The sequence below is a fragment of the Streptomyces sp. NPDC056144 genome (genome assembly GCF_042264145.1).
Classification (GTDB): domain Bacteria; phylum Actinomycetota; class Actinomycetes; order Streptomycetales; family Streptomycetaceae; genus Streptomyces.
Map to the genome: position 1 here is coordinate 1 of NZ_JBHJVF010000018.1, position 18526 is coordinate 18526.

The window sequence follows — 18526 nt, forward strand, 5'->3', positions numbered from 1 at the left end:
GGGGACCCTGTGGGAGAGTAGGACGCCGCCGAACAATTTTTAGCCTCAACCCCCGGACTCTGTCCGGGGGTTGAGGCATTTTTGCGTTCTAGGCGAGTTCTACGCTGGGGGCATGCGCTACGACCTGGTGATCTTCGACAATGACGGTGTGCTCGTGGACAGCGAGCCGATCTCCAACACGATTCTCGCCGACTATCTGACGGAGCTCGGGCACCCCACCTCGTACGAGGAGTCGGTCCGGGACTACATGGGATCGGCCATGCACCGGATTCACGAGCTGATCGAGGCGCGGACCGGGGAGCGGTTGCCGGCGGACTTCGACGAGACGTTCCACGGGCGGGTCTTCGCCGCGTTCCAGCGGGAGTTGGAGGCTGTGGACGGGGCCCCGGAGGTGCTGGAGGGGCTTGCCGGGGCCGGGGTTCCGTACTGTGTGGCCTCTTCGGGGAGCCATGAGCGGATCAGGGTGGGGCACCGGAAGACCGGGCTCGACGTGTGGTTTCCCGAGGAGATCGTGTTCAGTGCCGAGGACGTCGGCCGGGGGAAGCCCGCGCCGGACCTGTTCCTGCACGCCGCCGCGACGATGGGGGTCCCTCCGGAGCGGTGTGTGGTGGTCGAGGACAGCCGGCTCGGGGTGCAGGCCGCCGTGGCGGCGGGGATGGACGTCTACGGGTTCACGGCGATGACTCCCGAGGAGAAGCTGGCGGGGGCGGCGGGGTTCTTCGGGAGGATGGAGGAGCTTCCCGCGATTTTGGGGCGGTGATCCATCTACCCAGGGGTAGCTTTCGGCCCTACGCTGAGCCGCCATGACAGATGCGCGCTTGCGGCGCGGGCGGGGAGCCCTGGCGGTCAGTTTCTTCGTGCAAGGGGTCACCTTCGCCCTGCTCGTGACCCGAATACCGGGGATCCAGACCCGGTACGGGATCTCGGACGCCCTGTTGCCGGCCTTCCTGGCCGCGGTGCCGATCCTCGCGGGGGTCGCGAGCGTGGCGACGGAGAAGCTCGTCGCCCGGGTGGGGCCCGTGGCGGTGCTGCGGTGCTCCCAGCCCTTCGTCCTGCTCGCCCTGCTCGCCGTGGGTGCCGGATCGGAGCTCTGGCAGGCGGCGGTCGCCCTCGGGCTCTTCGGGCTCGCCGTGGGCGCCCTGGACGCCTCCATGAACATGCTGGGGGTCAGCCTCCAGCGGGCGTACGGGCGCAGCATCATGCTCGGTTTCCACGCCTCGTACAGTCTCGGCGGGATCGCCGGTGCCTCGCTGGCCTGGGTGGGGGCGCACTGGCACCTGTCGCTGTTCGTGTCGTACCTGCCGGTCGTGGCGGTGCTGCTGCCCGTGGCGCTCGTCGGCAGCCGCTGGTACGTGGCCGGCGAGGGCGGGACGGCCGGTGAGGACGGGGCCCGTGCGGGGGGCCGGATCGCGTTCGCGCTGCTGCTGCCGCTCTGCCTCGTCATGACCTTCGCGTACATCGGGGACTCGACGGTCTCCAACTGGAGCGCCAAGTACCTCCAGGACGTGCTGGGCAGCTCGGAGGAGCTGGCGACGGTGCCGTACAACGCGTACATGGTGACGACGCTGCTCGGGCGGGCCGTCGGGGACCTCGGGGTGCGCAGGTTCGGGGCGGCGACGGTCGTGCGGGCCGGGGCGGTGCTCGGGGCGCTGGGGTTCGGGGTGGTCGCGGTCGCGCCGGGGGCGTGGGTGGGGATCTTCGGGTTCACGGTGCTCGGGCTCGGGCTGAGCGTGATCGTGCCGCAGACCTTCGCCGCCGCAGGCCGGCTGTTCCCGGAGGCCAGTGACGCGGCGGTCGCGCGGCTCAACGTCTTCAACTACGTCGGCTTCCTCGTCGGCTCCCCGCTGGTGGGCGCGCTGGGGGACGCGTGGAGCTATCGGGGGGCGATGCTGGTGCCGATGGCGCTGGTCCTGGTGACGGTGGTGTACGCCACGTCGTTCGGCTCTCGGGACGCCCGATACGGTGGCGTCCATGAGCGGCCGCGCACTGTTGATGTGGGATGAAGCTGTCACCCAGTACGACTTCGGGTCCGAGCATCCGATGGACCCGGTACGGCTCGCGCTGACCATGGGGCTCGTGCGGGCCTTCGGGCTCGACCGGGCCGTGGACGTGGTCGCGGCGCGGCCCGCCGGGGACTCGACGCTGCGGCTCGTCCACCGTGAGGACTACGTGGCGGCGGTGCGGGCCGCGTCGGCGGATCCGCGCCGCGCCGACCAGACGTACGGGATCGGGACGGTCGACGACCCGGCGTTCGCCGGGATGCACGAGGCGTCGGCGCTGATCGCCGGGCAGTCGGTGGGGGCGGCGGAGGCGATCTGGCGCGGGGAGGCCGCGCACGCCGTGAACTTCGCCGGCGGGCTGCACCACGCGATGCCGGGGGCCGCCTCGGGGTTCTGCATCTACAACGACGCCTCGCTCGCCATCGCCCGGCTCCTGGAGCTGGGCGCGGAGCGGGTCGCGTACGTGGACGTGGACGTGCACCACGGGGACGGGGTGCAGGCGGCGTTCTGGGACGACCCGCGGGTTCTGACGATCTCGCTGCACGAGCACCCGCGGACGCTGTTCCCGAACACCGGGTGGCCGGAGGAGACGGGGGCGGCCGGGGCCGGTGAGGGCGGGGCCGTGAACGTGGCGCTGCCGGCCGGGACCGGGGACGCGGGGTGGCTGCGGGCCTTCCACGCGGTGGTGCCGGAGCTGATCGAGGAGTTCCGGCCGCAGGTGCTGGTGACGCAGCACGGGGCGGACACGCACTTCGAGGATCCGCTCGCGCACCTGGCGGTGTCCCTGGACGCGCAGCGGGCGGTCCAGGAGGCCTGTCACGAGCTGGCGCACGCGCACGCCGACGGGCGCTGGCTGGCGCTCGGCGGCGGGGGATACGCGGTCGTGGACGTCGTACCGCGGTCGTGGACGCATCTGGTGGGGATCGCGGCGCACGCGCCGGTCGATCCGGCCTCGGTGATCCCGTCGTCCTGGCGGGACGAGGTGTACGCGCGGACGCGGCAGCTCGGGCCGGCGCGGATGACGGACGGGCGGTGGCCGGTGGAGTTCCGCGACTGGTCCGCGGGGTACGACCCGGCGGACCGGCTCGACCAGGCGGTGCTCGCGACCCGGAAGGCGGCGTTCCCGCTGCGGGGGCTGCTGCCGTAGGGGCCTTTCGGGCCAGGGTGGGCGCGCGTTAGGCCGACTGTGCGCTGTCCCCGGGGTTTCGGCTCCGGGCGCGTCGGGTTCCGGCAGCATCGGAGGGTGTTGAGTACCGGGGCGCTGCGGGCGCATCTGTTGGCGGCGGGGTTGGCGGGGACGGTGGCGACGTCGCGGGAGGAGAGCCTGCGGAGCTACCGGCTCTTCGCCGCCCGGGACCCGCGGGTGCTGTTGGGTCTCGACCCGGCCTGGCGGTGGGGTGAGGCCGACCTGTTGCGGCTGATGGCCGAGAAGTGCGGGGTGTCGGGGGATCCGGCGCACCGTTCGGGGCCCGACGTCATCGATCCCGAGCGTACGGTGAGGGGGCTCGACGCCTTCGCCGCGCGGCTCGCGGCGGCGGCCGCGCGTCGGGTCCCGGTGCTGTTCGGGACCGGGCATCCGCACCGCTTGCTCGGTTTCTACGTCGCGCTCGCAGACGCTTTGTCGGCGGCGGGATGTCTTGTCCTCACCCCGGCGCAGGGGCGATCTGTCGACATAACGACCCGGTTCGGCGTACGTACACACCTCCTCGACTACGTACGGGGGGTCGCGTTGCTGCGGGAGGCCGGGGCACCCGGGGGAGGCGGGGAACAGGGGGCGCACACGCACTCCGCGCTGCCGGTTCGGGCGGCTCTGGAGAGCGCGGCGGACTCCGGCGGGCCGCTGCCGGAGCTGGTGATCGGGGACCACGGATGGGTCTGCGGTGCAGGTCAGCTGGGTATCGAGGCCATCGGGCTGGCCGATACGGATGATCCGGCGCTCTTCGTGGGGGAGGCCGAGGGGCAGGTGTCGGTGGCCGTTCCGCTTGATGACGGCGTGCGCTCCGACTACTACCGTCCCCTCACGCGCTATGTACTCAATCGAGCGTGTCTGTCACGGTAAACGGCCGATCGCAGCTCCTCTTCCCCACTCGTACCACCCGCCCCTAGTCTGGAGCGTGAGCGCTCGACGACGTTGAGTCACCGGAGGGGAAGCCGGTGGCCGTCGCGGCGGAAGGTACAGGTGGGTCATGGCTGCTGGCGAGCGACCTCTCAACGAGGTCAAGTTTCTGACCGTGGCGGAAGTAGCCTCGGTGATGCGCGTGTCGAAGATGACCGTGTACCGCTTGGTGCACAGCGGTCATCTGCCGGCGATCCGGGTGGGCAGGTCCTTCCGGGTGCCGGAACAGGCGGTTCACGAGTACCTGAGGGAGTCCTTCGTGGGGGTGGGCACCGCGTAGCGGGGCGCTTTCCGCAGAGTCCGGAAAGTCCCGTACGGCCCTCGGATTACAAGCGTGGAGCTCGGGACGGTAGGCTAGGCCGACGTAGGTCGTGTGGGCCCAGACGCCCCGCACCGATCCCCGCTCAGTCGGGGATGTTCCGAGTAGTGAGCGAGGGTAGTCGTGGGCTCTGTTATCAAGAAGCGCCGTAAGCGGATGGCGAAGAAGAAGCACCGCAAGCTGCTTAAGCGCACGCGCGTTCAGCGTCGCAACAAGAAGTAAGCGACCGCTGCTTCGCAGTGTTTCGTGCGCAGGCGTGGCCCTTCACCGTTCGCGGTGGGGGGCCACGTTTTTTATCGCGCGGAAATCTCGACGCGCTACGGTGGCGACCAACGGAAGACGGACGGAAGGCGCTGATCTTGGGCAGGGTCGTGCTCGTCACCGGTGCCGCCCGGCATCTCGGGGGCCGCTTCATCCGGCGGATCCAGCGGGACCCGGAAGTGGAGCGGGTGATCGCGGTCGACGCGGTCGAGCCGGAGCACGAGCTCGGTGCCGCCACGTTCGTCGGCGCGGACATCCGCAGGCCCGCCATAGCGAAGGTCCTCGCCGAGCACGAGGTCGACACGGTCGTCCACATGGACGTCACCGGGACGGCGCTCGGCGCCGGAGGCCGTACGTCGGTCAAGGAGACCAACGTCATCGGCACCATGCAGCTGCTCGGGGCCTGCCAGAAGTCGCCCCGGCTCAACCGGCTCGTGATCAAGTCCAGTACGAGCGTCTACGGCTCCGCTCCCCGCGACCCGGCCGTCTTCACCGAGAACACGCCCGCGAAGTCACTGCCCAGCGGCGGCTTCGCGAAGGACGTCGTCGAGGTCGAGGGGTACGTGCGCGGCTTCGCCCGGCGCCGCCCGGACGTGGCCGTCTGCGTGCTGCGGTTCGCGAACATCCTCGGGCCGCGGATCGACTCGCCGCTCTCCGAGTACCTGGCGCTGCCCGTCATGCCGACCGTGTTCGGCTACGACCCCAGACTCCAGTTCGTCCACGAGGACGACGTCGTCGACGTCCTGCGCCTGGCGGCCCACGAGCCCCGCAGGGCGAGCCTGAACAGCGGGACGTTCAACATCGCCGGTGACGGGGTCCTGCTGCTCTCGCAGTGCGCCCGGAGGCTCGGCCGGCCGACCGTGCCCGTCCTCCTGCCCGCCGTCACCTGGGTGGGGACGGCGCTGCGGACGGTCGGGGTCACCGACTTCGCGCCCGAGCAGATCCGTCTGCTCACCCACGGCCGGGTCGTCTCCACGGTGCAGATGCGCGAGGTCCTCGGCTTCTCGCCGCGCTACACGACGGCCGAGGCCTTCGCCGACTTCGCGGAGAGCCGCGGTCCCGGGCTGCTGCCGCCCGAGACGCTCGCCGGGGCGGTGGACCGGCTCGCCGGCCGCCTCGCCCCGTCTCCCGCCCCCACCCGTCACGACGGCGCCTGAGGAGGCCCGACAGCCATGGCGGACGCCAAGGTCATTCCGTTCGACGACGACCGCTCGCGGGCCCGTCGCCGGCCCGCCCGCGCCGACGGGGAGGAGGCGGCCGTACGGGCCCTGCCGGCGCCCCCGCCCGCTCCTCCCGAACCGCCCAGGGCGGAAGGGGCGGCGGCGGGCTGGGAGCGGCGGCTCGCGGGCGGCCTCGCGTTCCTGCGGCGGCGGATCACCGGCGAGTACGAGGTCGACGAGTTCGGCTACGACGAGGAACTCACCGACCAGGTCCTGATGGCGCTGCTGCGGCCCCTGTACGAGAAGTACTTCCGGGTCGAGGTGAAGGGGATCGAGAACATCCCCGACAAGGGCGGGGCGCTGATCGTCGCCAACCACTCGGGGACGCTGCCGCTGGACGGGCTGATGCTCCAGGCGGCCGTCCACGACAAGCACCCGGAGGGGCGGCACCTGCGGCTGCTCGCAGCCGACCTGGTCTTCATGCTGCCGGTCGTCAACGAGCTGGCGCGGAAGGCGGGGCACACCCTGGCCTGCGCGGAGGACGCGGAGCGGCTGCTGCGGGGCGGGGAGCTCGTCGGCGTGATGCCGGAGGGCTTCAAGGGGATCGGGAAGCCGTTCTCGGAGCGGTACAAGCTCCAGCGGTTCGGGCGGGGCGGCTTCGTCTCGACGGCGCTGCGGGCCGGGGTGCCGATCGTGCCCTGCTCGATCGTGGGGGCGGAGGAGATCTACCCGATGATCGGGAACGCGAAGACGCTGGCGCGGGTGCTCGGCCTTCCGTACGTCCCGATCACGCCGACCTTCCCGTGGCTCGGGCCGCTCGGGGCGCTGCCGCTGCCGACGAAGTGGACCATCCAGTTCGGGGAGCCGATCCCGACGGACGGGTACGCGCCGGAGGCGGCGGAGGACCCGATGCTGATGTTCAACCTGACGGATCAGGTGCGGGAGCGGATACAGCACACGCTGTACAAGCTGCTGGTGCAGCGGCGGTCGGTGTTCTTCTAGAGGACGCTTGAAGAGAAGACGCTTGAAGGAAGAGGAGGGCGCCCCCGTCCGTGGGGCGCCCTCCTCTTCTTGCTAGCGAGCGTCCTCGCTGTCGATGCCGAGGCCCGGTAGCAGGCCCGGCAGGAGTGGAGGAAGGGTCACGTCCGGCACCTCGGGGGTCGCGGCCGGGGCCGTGGTCGAGGGTGTCGTCGTCGGACTGGTCGGCGGCGGCGGGAGCAGTCCGCCGGTGTTGCCGCCGAGGAGGCCGTCGTCCTCCGGCGGGGCGTCGCTGCCGCTGGCCTCGGGGCCGGCGCTCGTGCTCGTACCGGTGCTCGGGGGGCCGGACGGGCGGGGCGGGGCGGAGTGGCTTCCCGTGGGGGAGGCTTCCTGGGTGGACGGCGGGCTGGGGGTGCCCGTGTCCCGGGTGTCCTGCGGGGCGCCGCTGCCGGTGGTGGGGCTCTCGGTGCCGGCCGCGCCCCTCTCCGGGGTGCGGGGAAGCACCGACTGGAGCGGTTCGACCTCGTCGTCCATGGCGTCGAAGACGCCGGTGACCTCGCTGCCGACGTCCGCCAGCTGGAGCGGGAGCCGGTCGCGCAGGCCCTTCCAGGTGTCGCGGTGGGCCTGGGCGAAGGAGTTGAGCCGGGCCATGGGGGCGATCTCGCCGTCCCGCTCGTACGCCTGGCGGAGCAGGCGGTGGCCTTCCGAGACGTCGTGCTTCATGCCGCCGAGGACGCGGCGGATCTCGGTGAGGGACTCGTGGTCGAGGTCGCCGGAGCGGCCTCGCTCCATGAGACGGCGGGCCTCGCTGAGCCGGGTGGACGCCTGGTCGAGGTAGATGCCCCCGCGGTCCAGGTCGTCGTCCGCCATGCCGAGCTTGATGTCCTCCATGCCCCGCTTCAGCCCGTAGAGCGAGTCGCCGGGGAGGGCGTCGGAGCTGGCGGCTGCGACGCCGCCGAAGGCGCCCGCGGCCACGCCGACCGTGAGCCCGCCCGCGGCGAGGCCCTTGGTCCAGCGGGAGCGGGGACGGAGCTTGCGGAGCGGGGAGGCCCGGTGGGCTCCCCGGCCGGTCGACGTCCGTTGCTCGGGGACCGTGGGGCCCGCGGCCGCGCTTCCCTCCATGAGCATCGCTTCCATGGCGGCGACGAGCTGCGCTCGCTGCACCACCTTGACCTCGGGGTCAAGATGCGGCTTCGGCAGCTCGCCGAGACCGTTCGCCAAGGCCAACAGCCGCCCCTGCTCCGCCGGTTCGGCCGGAGCTTCGGGCTGTTCGGCCGCCGCGCCCTCGGCCGCCCGGTCCTCCAGGGCCTGGGCGAAGGCGTTCGCCCGCCGGTGCGCCGATACGTTCGCGATCACTGGCGGCACCTCCTCTCGTCATGACGGTCGACTCCCCGGGGTGTCCGGAAGGTTGCACGCCTTGAGCACATCCACACGAACGAGTGAGTGGCTGCGGACATGGCGTGACCACAGGGAGCCTGCATTCCGCACAACGAGCGGCGCGGCACTTGGGTTACGCGCGAAAGATGATCGGACCAGCGAGTTACCGGAACGTCACCGACCGTGAGGAATGCGGGGGTTGTGGGGGTGGTGTGGGGGCAGGGTGGGGTGTGGGGGGTGCCGATGGTCGCGTGTGGGGGGCGCGGACCGGTCAGCGCGCGTCGTCCGGGAGGAGGCGGGCCAGGGTGCGGACGGCCCGGTACTGGAGGGTCTTGATCGCGCCCTCGTTCTTGCCCATGACGCGGGCGGTCTCGGCGACCGAGAGGCCCTGGAGGAAGCGCAGGGTCACGCACTCCTGCTGCTGGGGGTTGAGGCGGCGGACCGCGTCGAGCAGCGCCGCGTTGGAGAGGGACTCCAGGACGGAGTCCTCGGGGCTGCGCTCGACCTCGTTGGCGTCGAGCATCTCGCCGGTGGTGACTTCGAGGCGGAAGCGGCTGGACTTGAAGTGGTCGGCGACCAGGTTGCGGGCGATGGTGACGAGCCAGGCGCCGAAGTCGCGGCCCTGCCAGGTGAAGGTGGAGATCCGGCGCAGGGCGCGCAGGAACGTCTCGCTGGTGAGGTCCTCCGCCGTGGCCTTCCCGCCGACGCGGTAGTAGATGTAGCGGTAGACGGTGTCGCTGTACTGGTCGTACAGGCGGCCGAAGGCCTCGGCCTCGCCGGCCTGGGCGCGCTCGACCAGGTCCATCATGCGCGCGCTGTCGCTGTCGGCGGTGGGGCGGCGGGCGGGTGTCGAGGTTCCGGCGCCGCCGCGCGCTCCTCGTCTGCCCACGGCGGCGCTGCCGTCGGCCAGGGCATAGCAAGGGCCGGCGGGTGCCGGTGAGGCGAAGGCGAAGGCGGGGACAGGGCCGGCGTACGCGGTGGGGACGAAGCCGCGCAAGTGGTCGAGGACCGTTGCGCGCAGCGTAGCCAGGCCCGAGGTGTCAACCCCGACGTGTGGGTACACGGGACTCCCAGAGGCAGAGCTTCCATCACGTGCAGTGCGGGACCGTTCACTCGTCGTGGCGACGGGAGGGGTCCTTTGTGCGTCTGAGGAGAATAACGCTTCGTACAGGCAGCACTACACCCAGTTGCTCAAATCATCGATTACGACGTTTTCGTTACTGCTTGCAGTCGTATCTAGGGTCACTTGGTGACCGAGTGTTGATCGAATTGCTTTCGGGTGTGACTGCGTGCGCGTTGTGTTGTGCTCAAGTCCGGAGCGGAAGAGTGATCGGGGCCGCTGCTGGGTAAGGGGCCCGGAATGCTCGGGAGTCGACGTGTGCGGGGCTGTTCGACCACGGACGGGTGAGTGGGCGTGGTCCGGGGTTGTCGTAGACGATCGCAGCCGAAACGTATCGGCAGGCGGCCCCGCGTCAGTGGCGGCGGCGGTGGAGGGCGACCGCGGCGGCGGTGCCGCCCGCGATCGCGCCCAGGCCGGCGGCGGCCGGGATGCCGACCTTCGCGGCCTTGCGCCCGGTCCGGTAGTCGCGCAGGCGCCACTCGCGGGCCTTGGCGTACTTGCGGAGCTTCGTGTCGGGGTTGATCGCGTACGGGTGCCCGACGAGGGAGAGCATCGGGATGTCGTTGTGCGAGTCGCTGTACGCGGCGCAGCGGCTCAGGTCGAGGCCCTCGGCGGCGGCGAGAGCCCGTACCGCCTCGGCCTTCGCCGGGCCGTGCAGCGGTTCGCCGACCAGCCTGCCCGTGTAGACGCCGTCGACGGACTCGGCGACCGTGCCGAGCGCGCCGGTCAGGCCGAGCCTGCGGGCGATGATCGTGGCCGTCTCCACGGGGGCGGCCGTGACCAGCCACACCTTCTGGCCCGCGTCGAGGTGGGCCTGGGCGAGGCCGCGGGTGCCGGGCCAGATGCGGTCGGCCATGTACTCGTCGTAGATCTCCTCGCCGATCGACATCAGCTCGGAGACGCGGTGGCCCTTGACGATGGAGAGCGCGCTGTCGCGGGCGTCCTGCATGTGCTCGGGGTCCTCGACGCCCGCCAGCCGGAACCAGGCCTGCTGCCAGGCGAAGCGCGCCAGTTCGCGGCGCTGGAAGAACTTCCGCTTGTACAGGCCGCGGCCGAAGTGGAAGAGGGCGGCGCCCTGCATCACCGTGTTGTCGAGGTCGAAGAAGGCCGCGGCCTCCACGTCGCCGACGACCGGGAACTCGGGCTCGGCCGGTGGGGCGGTCTCGGTGCTCTCGGGGGCCTCGGCCTCGGCGGCGGCCTCCTCCCGCTCCCTCTCCAGCTGGAGCGAGGACTTGCGCGCTGCCTCGGCAGCGGCCTCGCCTGCGAGGACGCTGCGCGCGGTGGCGGAGCGCCTACGGGGGGTGAGCCATCCCAGAGCGGCCATGTGGCGAGCATAGCCAGTCTGTTCGGTACTTCCCGACTTGTGACGATGCCGGGGCGTGAACACTGCGGGGCCCTCCTGTTAATTGGACAGAATGGACGTCATGTTCGGACGAGCGAAGAAGAAGGACGCCGGATCGCGCACCGTGACGCTGATCGGCAAGCCGGGATGTCATCTCTGTGACGACGCCCGGGCGGTGATCGAGCAGGTCTGCGCGGAAACGGGGGCACTCTGGGAGGAGAAGGACATCACTCGCGACGAGGAGGTCCACCGGGCGTACTGGGAGCAGATCCCGGTCGTCCTCATCGACGGTGAGCAGCACACGTTCTGGCGCGTGGACGCCGGGCGTCTTCGGCGCGAACTGGGTGCGTGACCGAAAGGCGGTTACCATCGTGGACGTTTTGTTGGCTTTCGGGGGTGGCGTCGTGAGGAGTGTGTACGGCTTTGCCCCCTTCGGGATCTCAACGCCCTGAAGCACTTCGTGGTTCCGGGAAGATCCGAACCGGTCGCGTGACCCCGGTCACTTTGGCCGGACAAAACGGACACCATCTTTGTGCACGCGTTCACAAAGACATAGCCTGCATTCGACGGGGCGGTCTTGGGACATATGGCCGCCTGCAGCCCCGCTCATCCCGCAGGAGCACCGTGGCAACTGGCCGAACTCACCGACCGGCGACCCGTAGCCGAGGAATTCCCGAGGCCACCGTCGCCCGGCTTCCGCTGTATCTGCGCGCCCTGACCGCGCTCTCGGAGCGCTCCGTTCCCACGGTCTCCTCCGAGGAGCTCGCGGCCGCCGCGGGCGTCAACTCCGCGAAGCTGCGCAAGGACTTCAGCTACCTCGGCTCGTACGGCACCCGCGGTGTCGGATACGACGTCGAGTACCTCGTCTACCAGATCTCGCGCGAGCTCGGGCTCACCCAGGACTGGCCGGTCGTCATCGTCGGCATCGGTAACCTCGGTGCCGCCCTCGCCGGCTACGGCGGCTTCGCCTCCCGCGGCTTCCGGGTCGCCGCGCTGATCGACGCCGACCCGGCGATGACCGGCAAGCCCGTCGCCGGCATCCCCGTACAGCACAGCGACGACCTCGAGAAGATCATCAGCGAGGACGGCGTCTCCATCGGCGTCATCGCGACCCCGGCCGGCGTCGCCCAGCAGGTCTGCGACCGGCTCGTCGCCGCCGGAGTCACCTCCATCCTGAACTTCGCCCCGACCGTGCTCTCCGTGCCCGACGGCGTGGACGTCCGCAAGGTCGACCTCTCCATCGAGCTCCAGATCCTCGCCTTCCACGAGCAGCGCAAGGCGGGGGAGGACTCGGGCAACGAGGGCGGCCAGGGGACCGCTCCGGAGGGCACCCCGGAGACCGGTGCGACCGGTGCGGCCGGTGCGACCCGTACGCAGGCGGGCGCGCCCGCCGTGCCGTCCGCCGAGCGCACCGCCGACAGCGGCCGCAAGGGACCCGACGGGGACGTCCCCGCGGTGATGCCGGCATGAGTCTTCTCGTCGTCGGTCTCAGCCACCGCAGCGCCCCCGTCTCCATCCTCGAACGGGCCGCGCTCACCGGTGACACCCCGGCCAAGCTCCTCCAGGACACCCTCGCCGCCGAACCGGCCACCGAGGGCACCGTCCTCGCCACCTGCAACCGCATCGAGCTCTACGCCGACGTGGACAAGTTCCACGCCGGTGTCGCCGAGCTGTCCACGCTGCTCGCGCAGCACAGCGGCGTCGGCCTCGACGAGCTCACCCCCTATCTCTATGTGCACTACGAGGACCGGGCCGTCCACCACCTCTTCTCGGTGGCCTGCGGCCTCGACTCCATGGTCGTCGGCGAGGGCCAGATCCTCGGCCAGATCAAGGACGCCCTCGCCCTCGGCCAGGACCTCCACACCGCCGGCCGCCTCCTCAACGACCTGTTCCAGCAGGCCCTGAGGGTCGGCAAGCGCGCCCACAGCGAGACCGGGATCGACCGGGCCGGGCAGTCGCTCGTCACCTTCGGGCTCGAGCAACTCGTCGACGGCGCGGCCGGCGCGGACGTCGACACCTGGGCCAAGGGCAAGAAGGCGCTCGTCATCGGCGCGGGCTCGATGTCCTCGCTCGCCGCCGCCACCCTCGCGCGCTCCGGCGTCTCCGAGATCGTCATCGCCAACCGCACCTTCGCCCGCGCCGAGCGCCTCGCCCAGATCCTGAGCGAGCCCGGCGGCACCGGCGTGACCGCGCGCGCGGTCGACATGGTTGCCGTCGGCGACGAACTCACCCGGGCCGACGTCGTCGTCTCCTGCACCGGCGCCACCGGACTCGTCCTCACCGGCGAGGACATCACGACCGCCGTGCAGGGCCGACGCACCCCGCTCGCCCTGCTCGACCTCGCGATGCCCCGCGACATCGACGCCGCCGCCCACCGGATCCCCGGTGTCCGGCTCGTCGACATCGAGTCGCTCGCCGAGGCCTCCGCCGACGCGCCCATGGCCGCCGACGTCGACCAGGTCCGCGGCATCGTCTCCGACGAGGTCGCCGCCTTCGGCGCCGCCCAGCGCGCCGCGCACATCACCCCGACCGTCGTCGCCCTGCGCACGATGGCCGCCGATGTCGTGGCCACCGAGGTCGCGCGGCTCGAAGGCCGGCTCCCCGACCTCGACGAGAAGCAGCGCGCCGAGATCACCCAGACCGTGCGACGCGTGGTCGACAAGCTCCTGCACGCGCCGACCGTGCGGGTCAAGCAGCTGGCCAGCGAGCCCGGCGGTGCCGGGTACGCGGACGCGCTGCGGACACTCTTCGACCTCGACCCGGAGACGGTCGCATCCGTCAGCCGGGCCGACCTGAATGACGCCGACGTCAAGAACCGAGGGCGAGTATGACCGAGAGGGCACTGAGGCTCGGGACCAGGCGCAGCAAGCTCGCCATGGCCCAGTCCGGGCACGTGGCCGACGCCGTCCGGCAGCTGACCGGCCGGGCCGTCGAGCTCGTGGAGATCACCACGTACGGGGACACCTCCCGGGAGCACCTCGCGCGGATCGGCGGCACCGGCGTCTTCGTCGCCGCCCTGCGCGACGCGCTGCTCGCCGGCGAGGTGGACTTCGCCGTCCACTCCCTGAAGGACCTGCCGACCGCGCAGCACCCGGACCTGGTGCTGGCCGCGATCCCGAAGCGCGAGGACCCGCGCGACGTCCTGATCGCCCGCGAAGGCGTCACGCTCGACCGGCTGCCCAAGGGCGCCCGCGTCGGCACCGGCTCCCCCCGGCGCATGGCCCAGCTCCACGCGTACGCGCGCAGCCACGGCCTGGAGTTCACCTGCGTCCCGATCCGCGGCAACATCGACACCCGTGTCGGTTATGTCCACAGCGGCGAACTCGACGCGGTGGTCCTGGCCGCGGCCGGCCTCAACCGCATCGGCGGGACCTCGGAGCTCACCGGCTCCCTGTCCGTCGACCACCTGTCGGTCGACTCCGTCCTGCCCGCCCCCGGCCAGGGGGCCCTGGCGATCGAGTGCCCGGCCGCCAACGCCGACCTCGTCGCCGCGCTCGCCGGTCTCGACGACCCGCTCACCCGGGCCGCCGTCACCGCGGAGCGTTCCCTGCTCGCCGCCCTGGAGGCCGGCTGTTCCGCACCCGTGGGTGCGCTCGCCGACCTGCTGGCCGACGGCCCCGGTCACGGGCAGGTTGTCACCGAAATGCGCCTGCGTGGCGTCGTCGGCACCACCGACGGCTCGACGCTGGTGCAGCTGTCCACCACCGGTCCCGTACCCACCTCGCACGACGAGGCCATGGCGCTCGGACGCGAACTCGCGGACGAGATGCTCGCCAAGGGTGCGGCCGGTCTTATGGGGGAGCGAGCACTTTGAACCCCACCCGCCCGACCACCAGCCCTGTGTCCTCGGCCTTCACCGGCCACGGGCACGTCACGTTCCTCGGCGCAGGACCGGGAGACCCCGGACTGCTGACCCTCAGGGCCGTCGAGGCCCTCGGGGGCGCGGACGTCCTGATCGCCGAGCCGGAGGTGCTCGAGGTCGTTCGCGGCCATGCGCGCGCGGGGGTGAGCACGCCTGAGCTGACGGTTGTTGACGAGGCGTCAACAGCCGCCGGAGTCCCCGTGTTGAGGGATGCCGCCAATCTTGTCATGGAGGCCGCGAGGGGCGGCAGGCGGGTCGTCCGTGCGGTGACCGGCGACCCCGGACTCGACGGGAACGCGGGTGCCGAGATGCTCGCCTGCGCCGCCGAGGGCATCCCCTTCGAGGTCGTCCCCGGCGTCGCGACCGCCGTCGGCGTGCCCGCGTACGCCGGAGTGCCGCTCCGTGACGCGCAGGGCACCGACGTGCGGTTCGTGGACGCCCGTACCGCCGACGAGCGGTGCTGGGCCGAGGTCGGCGCCTCCGACGGCACCGTCGTCGTCTCCACCTCTCTCGACTCGGTGGCCGCGGCCGCGGCCGAGCTGGTGTCGGCGGGCCGTAAGCCCGACACCCCGCTCACCGTGACCATCGCCGGCACGACCACCCGCCAGCGCACGTGGAACGCGACGCTCGGCACCATCGCGCAGGTCTTCAAGCAGGGGAAGATCCTCCCCTCGCCCGAGGGCCACCGCCCGGTGATAGCCGTGGTCGGCGAGCCCAGCGCCGCCGCGCACCGCGACCAGCTGTCCTGGTTCGAGTCCAAGCCGCTCTTCGGCTGGCGGGTCCTCGTCCCGCGCACCAAGGAGCAGGCGGCCTCGCTCTCCGACCAGCTGCGCTCGTACGGCGCCGTGCCGCACGAGGTCCCGACCATCGCCGTCGAGCCGCCGCGCACGCCGCAGCAGATGGAGCGGGCGGTCAAGGGACTCGTCACCGGACGGTACGAGTGGATCGCCTTCACCTCCGTCAACGCCGTCAAGGCCGTGCGGGAGAAGTTCGAGGAGTACGGGCTCGACGCCCGCGCCTTCGCCGGGATCAAGGTCGCCGCGGTGGGCGAGCAGACGGCCGCCGCGCTGGTCGACTTCGGTGTGAAGCCGGACCTCGTGCCGAGCGGTGAGCAGTCGGCGGCCGGTCTCCTCGAGGACTGGCCTCCGTACGACCCCGTCTTCGACCCGATCGACCGCGTCTTCCTGCCGCGGGCCGACATCGCGACCGAGACGCTCGTCGCCGGGCTCATCGAACTGGGCTGGGAGGTCGACGACGTCACCGCGTACCGGACCGTACGGGCCTCGCCGCCGCCGGCGGACACGCGAGAGGCGATCAAGGGCGGCGGCTTCGACGCGGTGCTCTTCACCTCGTCGTCGACCGTGCGGAACCTCGTCGGCATCGCCGGCAAGCCGCACAACGTCACCGTCATCGCCTGCATCGGGCCCGCCACCGCCAAGACGGCGGAGGAGCACGGGCTGCGGGTGGACGTGCTCTCGCCCGAGCCGTCCGTGCACAAGCTCGCCGAGGCGCTCGCGGACTTCGGGCTGCGGCGGCGGGAGGTCGCGCTGGAGGCGGGGGATCCGGTGACGCGGCCGAGTGAGCGGCGGCCGGGTGCGCGGCGGCGTCGCACGACGTAGTTCGGTTCGGGTGCGGGTTCCTTTTGGGGCCCGCACCCGGTGCGTTTCCGGGCCCTGCGGGTGCGGACGCAGCCCGGCGGAACGCATGCCCACAACGTGGTGCGGCAACACTGTGTCGGTAAGTGCACTGTGTGTGCGGGCGTAGCCTCGGGGTCATGAACTCGTACGGATCTTTTCCCGGAGCGCGGCCGCGGCGTCTGCGGGTGAACCCTGCCATGCGACGGATGGTGGCCGAGACTCGGCTGCATCCGGCCGATCTGATCCTTCCCGCGTTCGTGCGCGAGGGGATCTCCGAGCCCGCGCCGATCGCCGCCATGCCCGGCGTCGTCCAGCACACCCGGGACACCCTGCGGAAGGCCGCCGTCGAGGCGGTGGAGGCCGGGGTCTCCGGGATCATGCTCTTCGGCGTGCCCGAGGACGCCAAGAAGGACGGCGCGGGGACCGCCGGCACCGACCCGGACGGGATCCTCCAGGTCGCCATCCGCGACGTCCGCGCCGAGGTCGGCGACGACCTCGTGATCATGTCCGACCTCTGCCTCGACGAGTACACCGACCACGGGCACTGCGGGGTTCTCGACGCCGACGGGCGCGTCGACAACGACGCCACCCTGGAGCGGTACGCCGAGATGGCCCAGGTCCAGGCCGACGCCGGCGTCCACGTCGTCGGACCCTCCGGAATGATGGACGGGCAGGTCGGAGTGGTCCGGGACGCCCTCGACACCATCGGCAAGGAGGACGTGTCGATCCTCGCGTACACCGCGAAGTACTCCTCCGCCTTCTACGGGCCCTTCCGCGAGGCCGTCGGCTCCTCGCTCACCGGCGACCGCAAGACCTACCAGCAGGACCCCGCCAACCTCCGTGAGTCGATGCGCGAGCTCGCCCTCGACCTGGAGGAGGGGGCCGACATGGTCATGGTCAAGCCCGCGGGACCGTACCTCGACGTCCTCGCCAAGGTCGCCGAGTCCGTGGACGTCCCCGTCGCCGCGTACCAGATCAGCGGCGAGTACGCGATGGTCGAGGCCGCCGCCGAGAAGGGCTGGATCGAGCGCGACCGGGCGATCTTCGAGACCCTCACCGGCATCCGCCGGGCCGGCGCGCAGATGATCCTCACCTACTGGGCCACCGAGGTCGCCCAGAAGCTGTCCGCCGCGCGCGCCTAGGCGCCTCCTAGTCCCACCAGAACGTCCAGACGGGGCTGTCCAGCAGCCCCGCCCGGGCGTAGTCCCGCAGGTTCGTGTGGCTGCCCTGGTCGATGTTGTCCGGGCAGAACGCGTAGTGCTCCGCCGCCAGCGCCTCGGCCTCCTCCTGCGTCTGCGGCGGGGCGGCGACCGAGACCACCAGCTGGTCGAAGGTCAGCGCCACGACCCGGGCCCCGAAGCGGTCCTCCCAGGACCGCAGCACCGCGCACAGCCTGGCCACGTCGTTCTCGTGGTTCAGCGGCCCGGTCCAGCCGATCACCGCCGGGATGTCCGCGCTGCGCCGCGCCGGAACCAGCGCCGGACGCGCGTCCTCCAGCCAGAAGCCCGGCTCCGTCAGCATCTCGGCGACGGCGGCCGCCGCCTTGTCGGGGTCCGTGTCGTACGGCTGCGCCGGGGCCAGGCCCGGCCAGCCCGCCGCGTCAGGTATCTCGTCCGACGCGTACGCCTCCCAGAAGCCGGCGAGGACCTCGTCCGCCTCGTGGTCGGCCGGATCGCTCATCCGCTCCGGCATCAGCTCCCACCGGTCCAGCCCCCAGTCACCGCCCAGCAGCACCGGCAGCAGCCCGGCCGTACGGGCCGCCGGGCGCAGCGCGCTCCACGCGGCGGGCCCCGCAGCACCGTGCCCCGACCAGAGGTACGGGGCGTCCGCCGGGCCGGTGACGGCGCCGGGCGGCAGGTCGAGGCCGAGGGAACGGCCGGTCGGATCGGCTGCGAGCCGGGGCAGCTGGTTCGGGATCATCGCCATGCGGAGAACGTACGGGGCACCACTGACAACGCCGGGGCGAGTGGTGGTGCGGCACGCCGCAGCGCACTCTGGAGGGGTAGCCGACAGGTACCTCGCCGGAGGTGATCCTCATGATGAACACGCTCGTCGGATGGCATGTGGAGATGGAGTTCCAGGAGGAAGGCGACCGCACGCGGGCCGCGGCCATGGTCCGGCTCAGCGACGGCACCGAGTTCCGGGCCCACGGCCGGGCCAATCGCCACCCCTCCGATCCCGACCAGCTCCGCGTCGGCGAGGAGATCGCGGGCGCGCGCGCCCTGATGGACCTCGCCTCCCAGCTGCTCCAGAAGGCCCACACCGAGATCGACCAGGTCTCGGGGCGGACCTCCCGCAGCATCCGCTGATGTCCACGCACGACGAAGCCCCCGCCACGGGCTTCCGTGGCGGGG

The 18526-nt window shown here is 71.7% G+C and carries 19 protein-coding genes; 15 read left to right on the forward strand and 4 right to left on the reverse strand.

Features of this window, described 5'->3' with window-relative positions; all coding sequences use genetic code 11:
* Positions 1–112 precede the first annotated feature (112 nt).
* The 8 genes from ACFC0Z_RS33405 (at position 113) to ACFC0Z_RS33440 (ending at position 6858) form a co-directional block, all read left to right on the forward strand.
* Complete coding sequence (locus ACFC0Z_RS33405; RefSeq protein ID WP_376446106.1) at positions 113–760, forward strand: HAD family hydrolase; 648 nt, start codon at positions 113–115, stop codon at positions 758–760.
* A gap of 43 nt (positions 761–803) precedes the next feature.
* Entirely contained in the window at positions 804–2003 is a 1200-nt protein-coding gene (locus ACFC0Z_RS33410) for an MFS transporter (RefSeq protein ID WP_376446109.1), read from the forward strand.
* Positions 1972–3147 carry an acetoin utilization protein AcuC gene (locus ACFC0Z_RS33415; protein WP_376446112.1) on the forward strand — a complete coding sequence of 392 codons (1176 nt, stop codon included), beginning with the start codon at positions 1972–1974 and terminating at the stop codon, positions 3145–3147. The genes ACFC0Z_RS33410 and ACFC0Z_RS33415 overlap by 32 nt, the downstream gene beginning before the upstream one ends.
* Positions 3148–3243: 96 nt before the next feature.
* The gene (locus tag ACFC0Z_RS33420) at positions 3244–4059 is read left to right on the forward strand and encodes a phosphatase (RefSeq protein WP_376446114.1); all 816 of its coding nucleotides are present in this window, start codon (positions 3244–3246) and stop codon (positions 4057–4059) included.
* 127 nt (positions 4060–4186) lie between these two features.
* Complete coding sequence (locus ACFC0Z_RS33425) at positions 4187–4396, forward strand: helix-turn-helix domain-containing protein (protein ID WP_015034391.1); 210 nt, start codon at positions 4187–4189, stop codon at positions 4394–4396.
* 162 nt (positions 4397–4558) lie between these two features.
* Complete coding sequence (locus ACFC0Z_RS33430; RefSeq protein ID WP_003948845.1) at positions 4559–4657, forward strand: 30S ribosomal protein bS22; 99 nt, start codon at positions 4559–4561, stop codon at positions 4655–4657.
* A gap of 137 nt (positions 4658–4794) precedes the next feature.
* Positions 4795–5853 carry an NAD-dependent epimerase/dehydratase family protein gene (locus ACFC0Z_RS33435; protein ID WP_376446117.1) on the forward strand — a complete coding sequence of 353 codons (1059 nt, stop codon included), beginning with the start codon at positions 4795–4797 and terminating at the stop codon, positions 5851–5853.
* Between the two features lie 15 nt (positions 5854–5868).
* Positions 5869–6858 carry a lysophospholipid acyltransferase family protein gene (locus ACFC0Z_RS33440; RefSeq protein WP_376446120.1) on the forward strand — a complete coding sequence of 330 codons (990 nt, stop codon included), beginning with the start codon at positions 5869–5871 and terminating at the stop codon, positions 6856–6858.
* Between the two features lie 72 nt (positions 6859–6930).
* Here ACFC0Z_RS33440 and ACFC0Z_RS33445 read toward each other — a convergent pair whose 3' ends face one another.
* The 3 genes from ACFC0Z_RS33445 to ACFC0Z_RS33455 all read right to left on the reverse strand — a co-directional run bounded on the left by ACFC0Z_RS33445 (position 6931) and on the right by ACFC0Z_RS33455 (position 10655).
* Positions 6931–8190, reverse strand: coding sequence for a DUF5667 domain-containing protein (locus ACFC0Z_RS33445; protein WP_376446123.1), 1260 nt, complete (start codon positions 8188–8190; stop codon positions 6931–6933).
* A 292-nt stretch (positions 8191–8482) separates the two neighbouring features.
* The gene (locus tag ACFC0Z_RS33450) at positions 8483–9274 is read right to left on the reverse strand and encodes an ECF subfamily RNA polymerase sigma factor, BldN family (protein ID WP_360811421.1); all 792 of its coding nucleotides are present in this window, start codon (positions 9272–9274) and stop codon (positions 8483–8485) included.
* 409 nt (positions 9275–9683) lie between these two features.
* A complete protein-coding gene (locus ACFC0Z_RS33455) occupies positions 9684–10655 on the reverse strand; it encodes an HAD family hydrolase (RefSeq protein WP_376446126.1) in 972 nt (323 codons plus the stop codon).
* Between the two features lie 91 nt (positions 10656–10746).
* On the opposite strand from ACFC0Z_RS33455, the gene ACFC0Z_RS33460 reads away from it, so the two are divergent.
* The 6 genes from ACFC0Z_RS33460 to hemB all read left to right on the forward strand — a co-directional run bounded on the left by ACFC0Z_RS33460 (position 10747) and on the right by hemB (position 17314).
* Positions 10747–11025, forward strand: coding sequence for a glutaredoxin family protein (locus ACFC0Z_RS33460; RefSeq protein ID WP_376446128.1), 279 nt, complete (start codon positions 10747–10749; stop codon positions 11023–11025).
* A 272-nt stretch (positions 11026–11297) separates the two neighbouring features.
* Positions 11298–12143 (forward strand): redox-sensing transcriptional repressor Rex, encoded by an 846-nt coding sequence (locus ACFC0Z_RS33465; RefSeq protein WP_376446131.1) that lies wholly within the window; start codon positions 11298–11300, stop codon positions 12141–12143.
* Positions 12140–13504: a glutamyl-tRNA reductase gene (locus ACFC0Z_RS33470; RefSeq protein WP_376446134.1), complete on the forward strand. Its 1365-nt coding sequence runs from the start codon at positions 12140–12142 to the stop codon at positions 13502–13504. Before ACFC0Z_RS33465 ends, ACFC0Z_RS33470 begins: the two co-directional genes overlap by 4 nt.
* Positions 13501–14487: a hydroxymethylbilane synthase gene (hemC, locus tag ACFC0Z_RS33475; protein ID WP_376446137.1), complete on the forward strand. Its 987-nt coding sequence runs from the start codon at positions 13501–13503 to the stop codon at positions 14485–14487. The genes ACFC0Z_RS33470 and hemC overlap by 4 nt, the downstream gene beginning before the upstream one ends.
* Complete coding sequence (locus tag ACFC0Z_RS33480) at positions 14484–16154, forward strand: uroporphyrinogen-III synthase (protein WP_376446140.1); 1671 nt, start codon at positions 14484–14486, stop codon at positions 16152–16154. Before hemC ends, ACFC0Z_RS33480 begins: the two co-directional genes overlap by 4 nt.
* A 155-nt stretch (positions 16155–16309) precedes the next feature.
* Positions 16310–17314 (forward strand): porphobilinogen synthase, encoded by a 1005-nt coding sequence (gene hemB / locus ACFC0Z_RS33485; protein ID WP_376446142.1) that lies wholly within the window; start codon positions 16310–16312, stop codon positions 17312–17314.
* Between the two features lie 7 nt (positions 17315–17321).
* Here the strand turns inward: hemB and ACFC0Z_RS33490 are convergent, their stop codons facing one another.
* Positions 17322–18098, reverse strand: coding sequence for a DUF4253 domain-containing protein (locus ACFC0Z_RS33490; RefSeq protein ID WP_376446145.1), 777 nt, complete (start codon positions 18096–18098; stop codon positions 17322–17324).
* A gap of 113 nt (positions 18099–18211) precedes the next feature.
* Here ACFC0Z_RS33490 and ACFC0Z_RS33495 point away from each other — a divergent pair, with 113 nt between their 5' ends.
* On the forward strand, positions 18212–18481 hold the full coding sequence (locus ACFC0Z_RS33495) for a DUF1876 domain-containing protein (protein ID WP_376446320.1): 270 nt from the start codon (positions 18212–18214) through the stop codon (positions 18479–18481).
* Positions 18482–18526 lie beyond the last annotated feature (45 nt).

Bases quoted from the DNA above. Each gene is read 5' to 3' on its own strand.
- ACFC0Z_RS33405 (WP_376446106.1), top strand. From the start codon at position 113: ATGCGCTACGACCTGGTGATCTTCGACAATGACGGTGTGCTCGTGGAC.
- ACFC0Z_RS33410 (WP_376446109.1), top strand. From the start codon at position 804: ATGACAGATGCGCGCTTGCGGCGCGGGCGGGGAGCCCTGGCGGTCAGT.
- ACFC0Z_RS33415 (WP_376446112.1), top strand. From the start codon at position 1,972: ATGAGCGGCCGCGCACTGTTGATGTGGGATGAAGCTGTCACCCAGTAC.
- ACFC0Z_RS33425 (WP_015034391.1), top strand. From the start codon at position 4,187: ATGGCTGCTGGCGAGCGACCTCTCAACGAGGTCAAGTTTCTGACCGTG.
- ACFC0Z_RS33440 (WP_376446120.1), top strand. From the start codon at position 5,869: ATGGCGGACGCCAAGGTCATTCCGTTCGACGACGACCGCTCGCGGGCC.
- ACFC0Z_RS33455 (WP_376446126.1), bottom strand. From the start codon at position 10,655: ATGGCCGCTCTGGGATGGCTCACCCCCCGTAGGCGCTCCGCCACCGCG.
- ACFC0Z_RS33460 (WP_376446128.1), top strand. From the start codon at position 10,747: ATGGACGTCATGTTCGGACGAGCGAAGAAGAAGGACGCCGGATCGCGC.
- ACFC0Z_RS33470 (WP_376446134.1), top strand. From the start codon at position 12,140: ATGAGTCTTCTCGTCGTCGGTCTCAGCCACCGCAGCGCCCCCGTCTCC.
- hemC (WP_376446137.1), top strand. From the start codon at position 13,501: ATGACCGAGAGGGCACTGAGGCTCGGGACCAGGCGCAGCAAGCTCGCC.
- hemB (WP_376446142.1), top strand. From the start codon at position 16,310: ATGAACTCGTACGGATCTTTTCCCGGAGCGCGGCCGCGGCGTCTGCGG.
- ACFC0Z_RS33490 (WP_376446145.1), bottom strand. From the start codon at position 18,098: ATGGCGATGATCCCGAACCAGCTGCCCCGGCTCGCAGCCGATCCGACC.
- ACFC0Z_RS33495 (WP_376446320.1), top strand. From the start codon at position 18,212: ATGAACACGCTCGTCGGATGGCATGTGGAGATGGAGTTCCAGGAGGAA.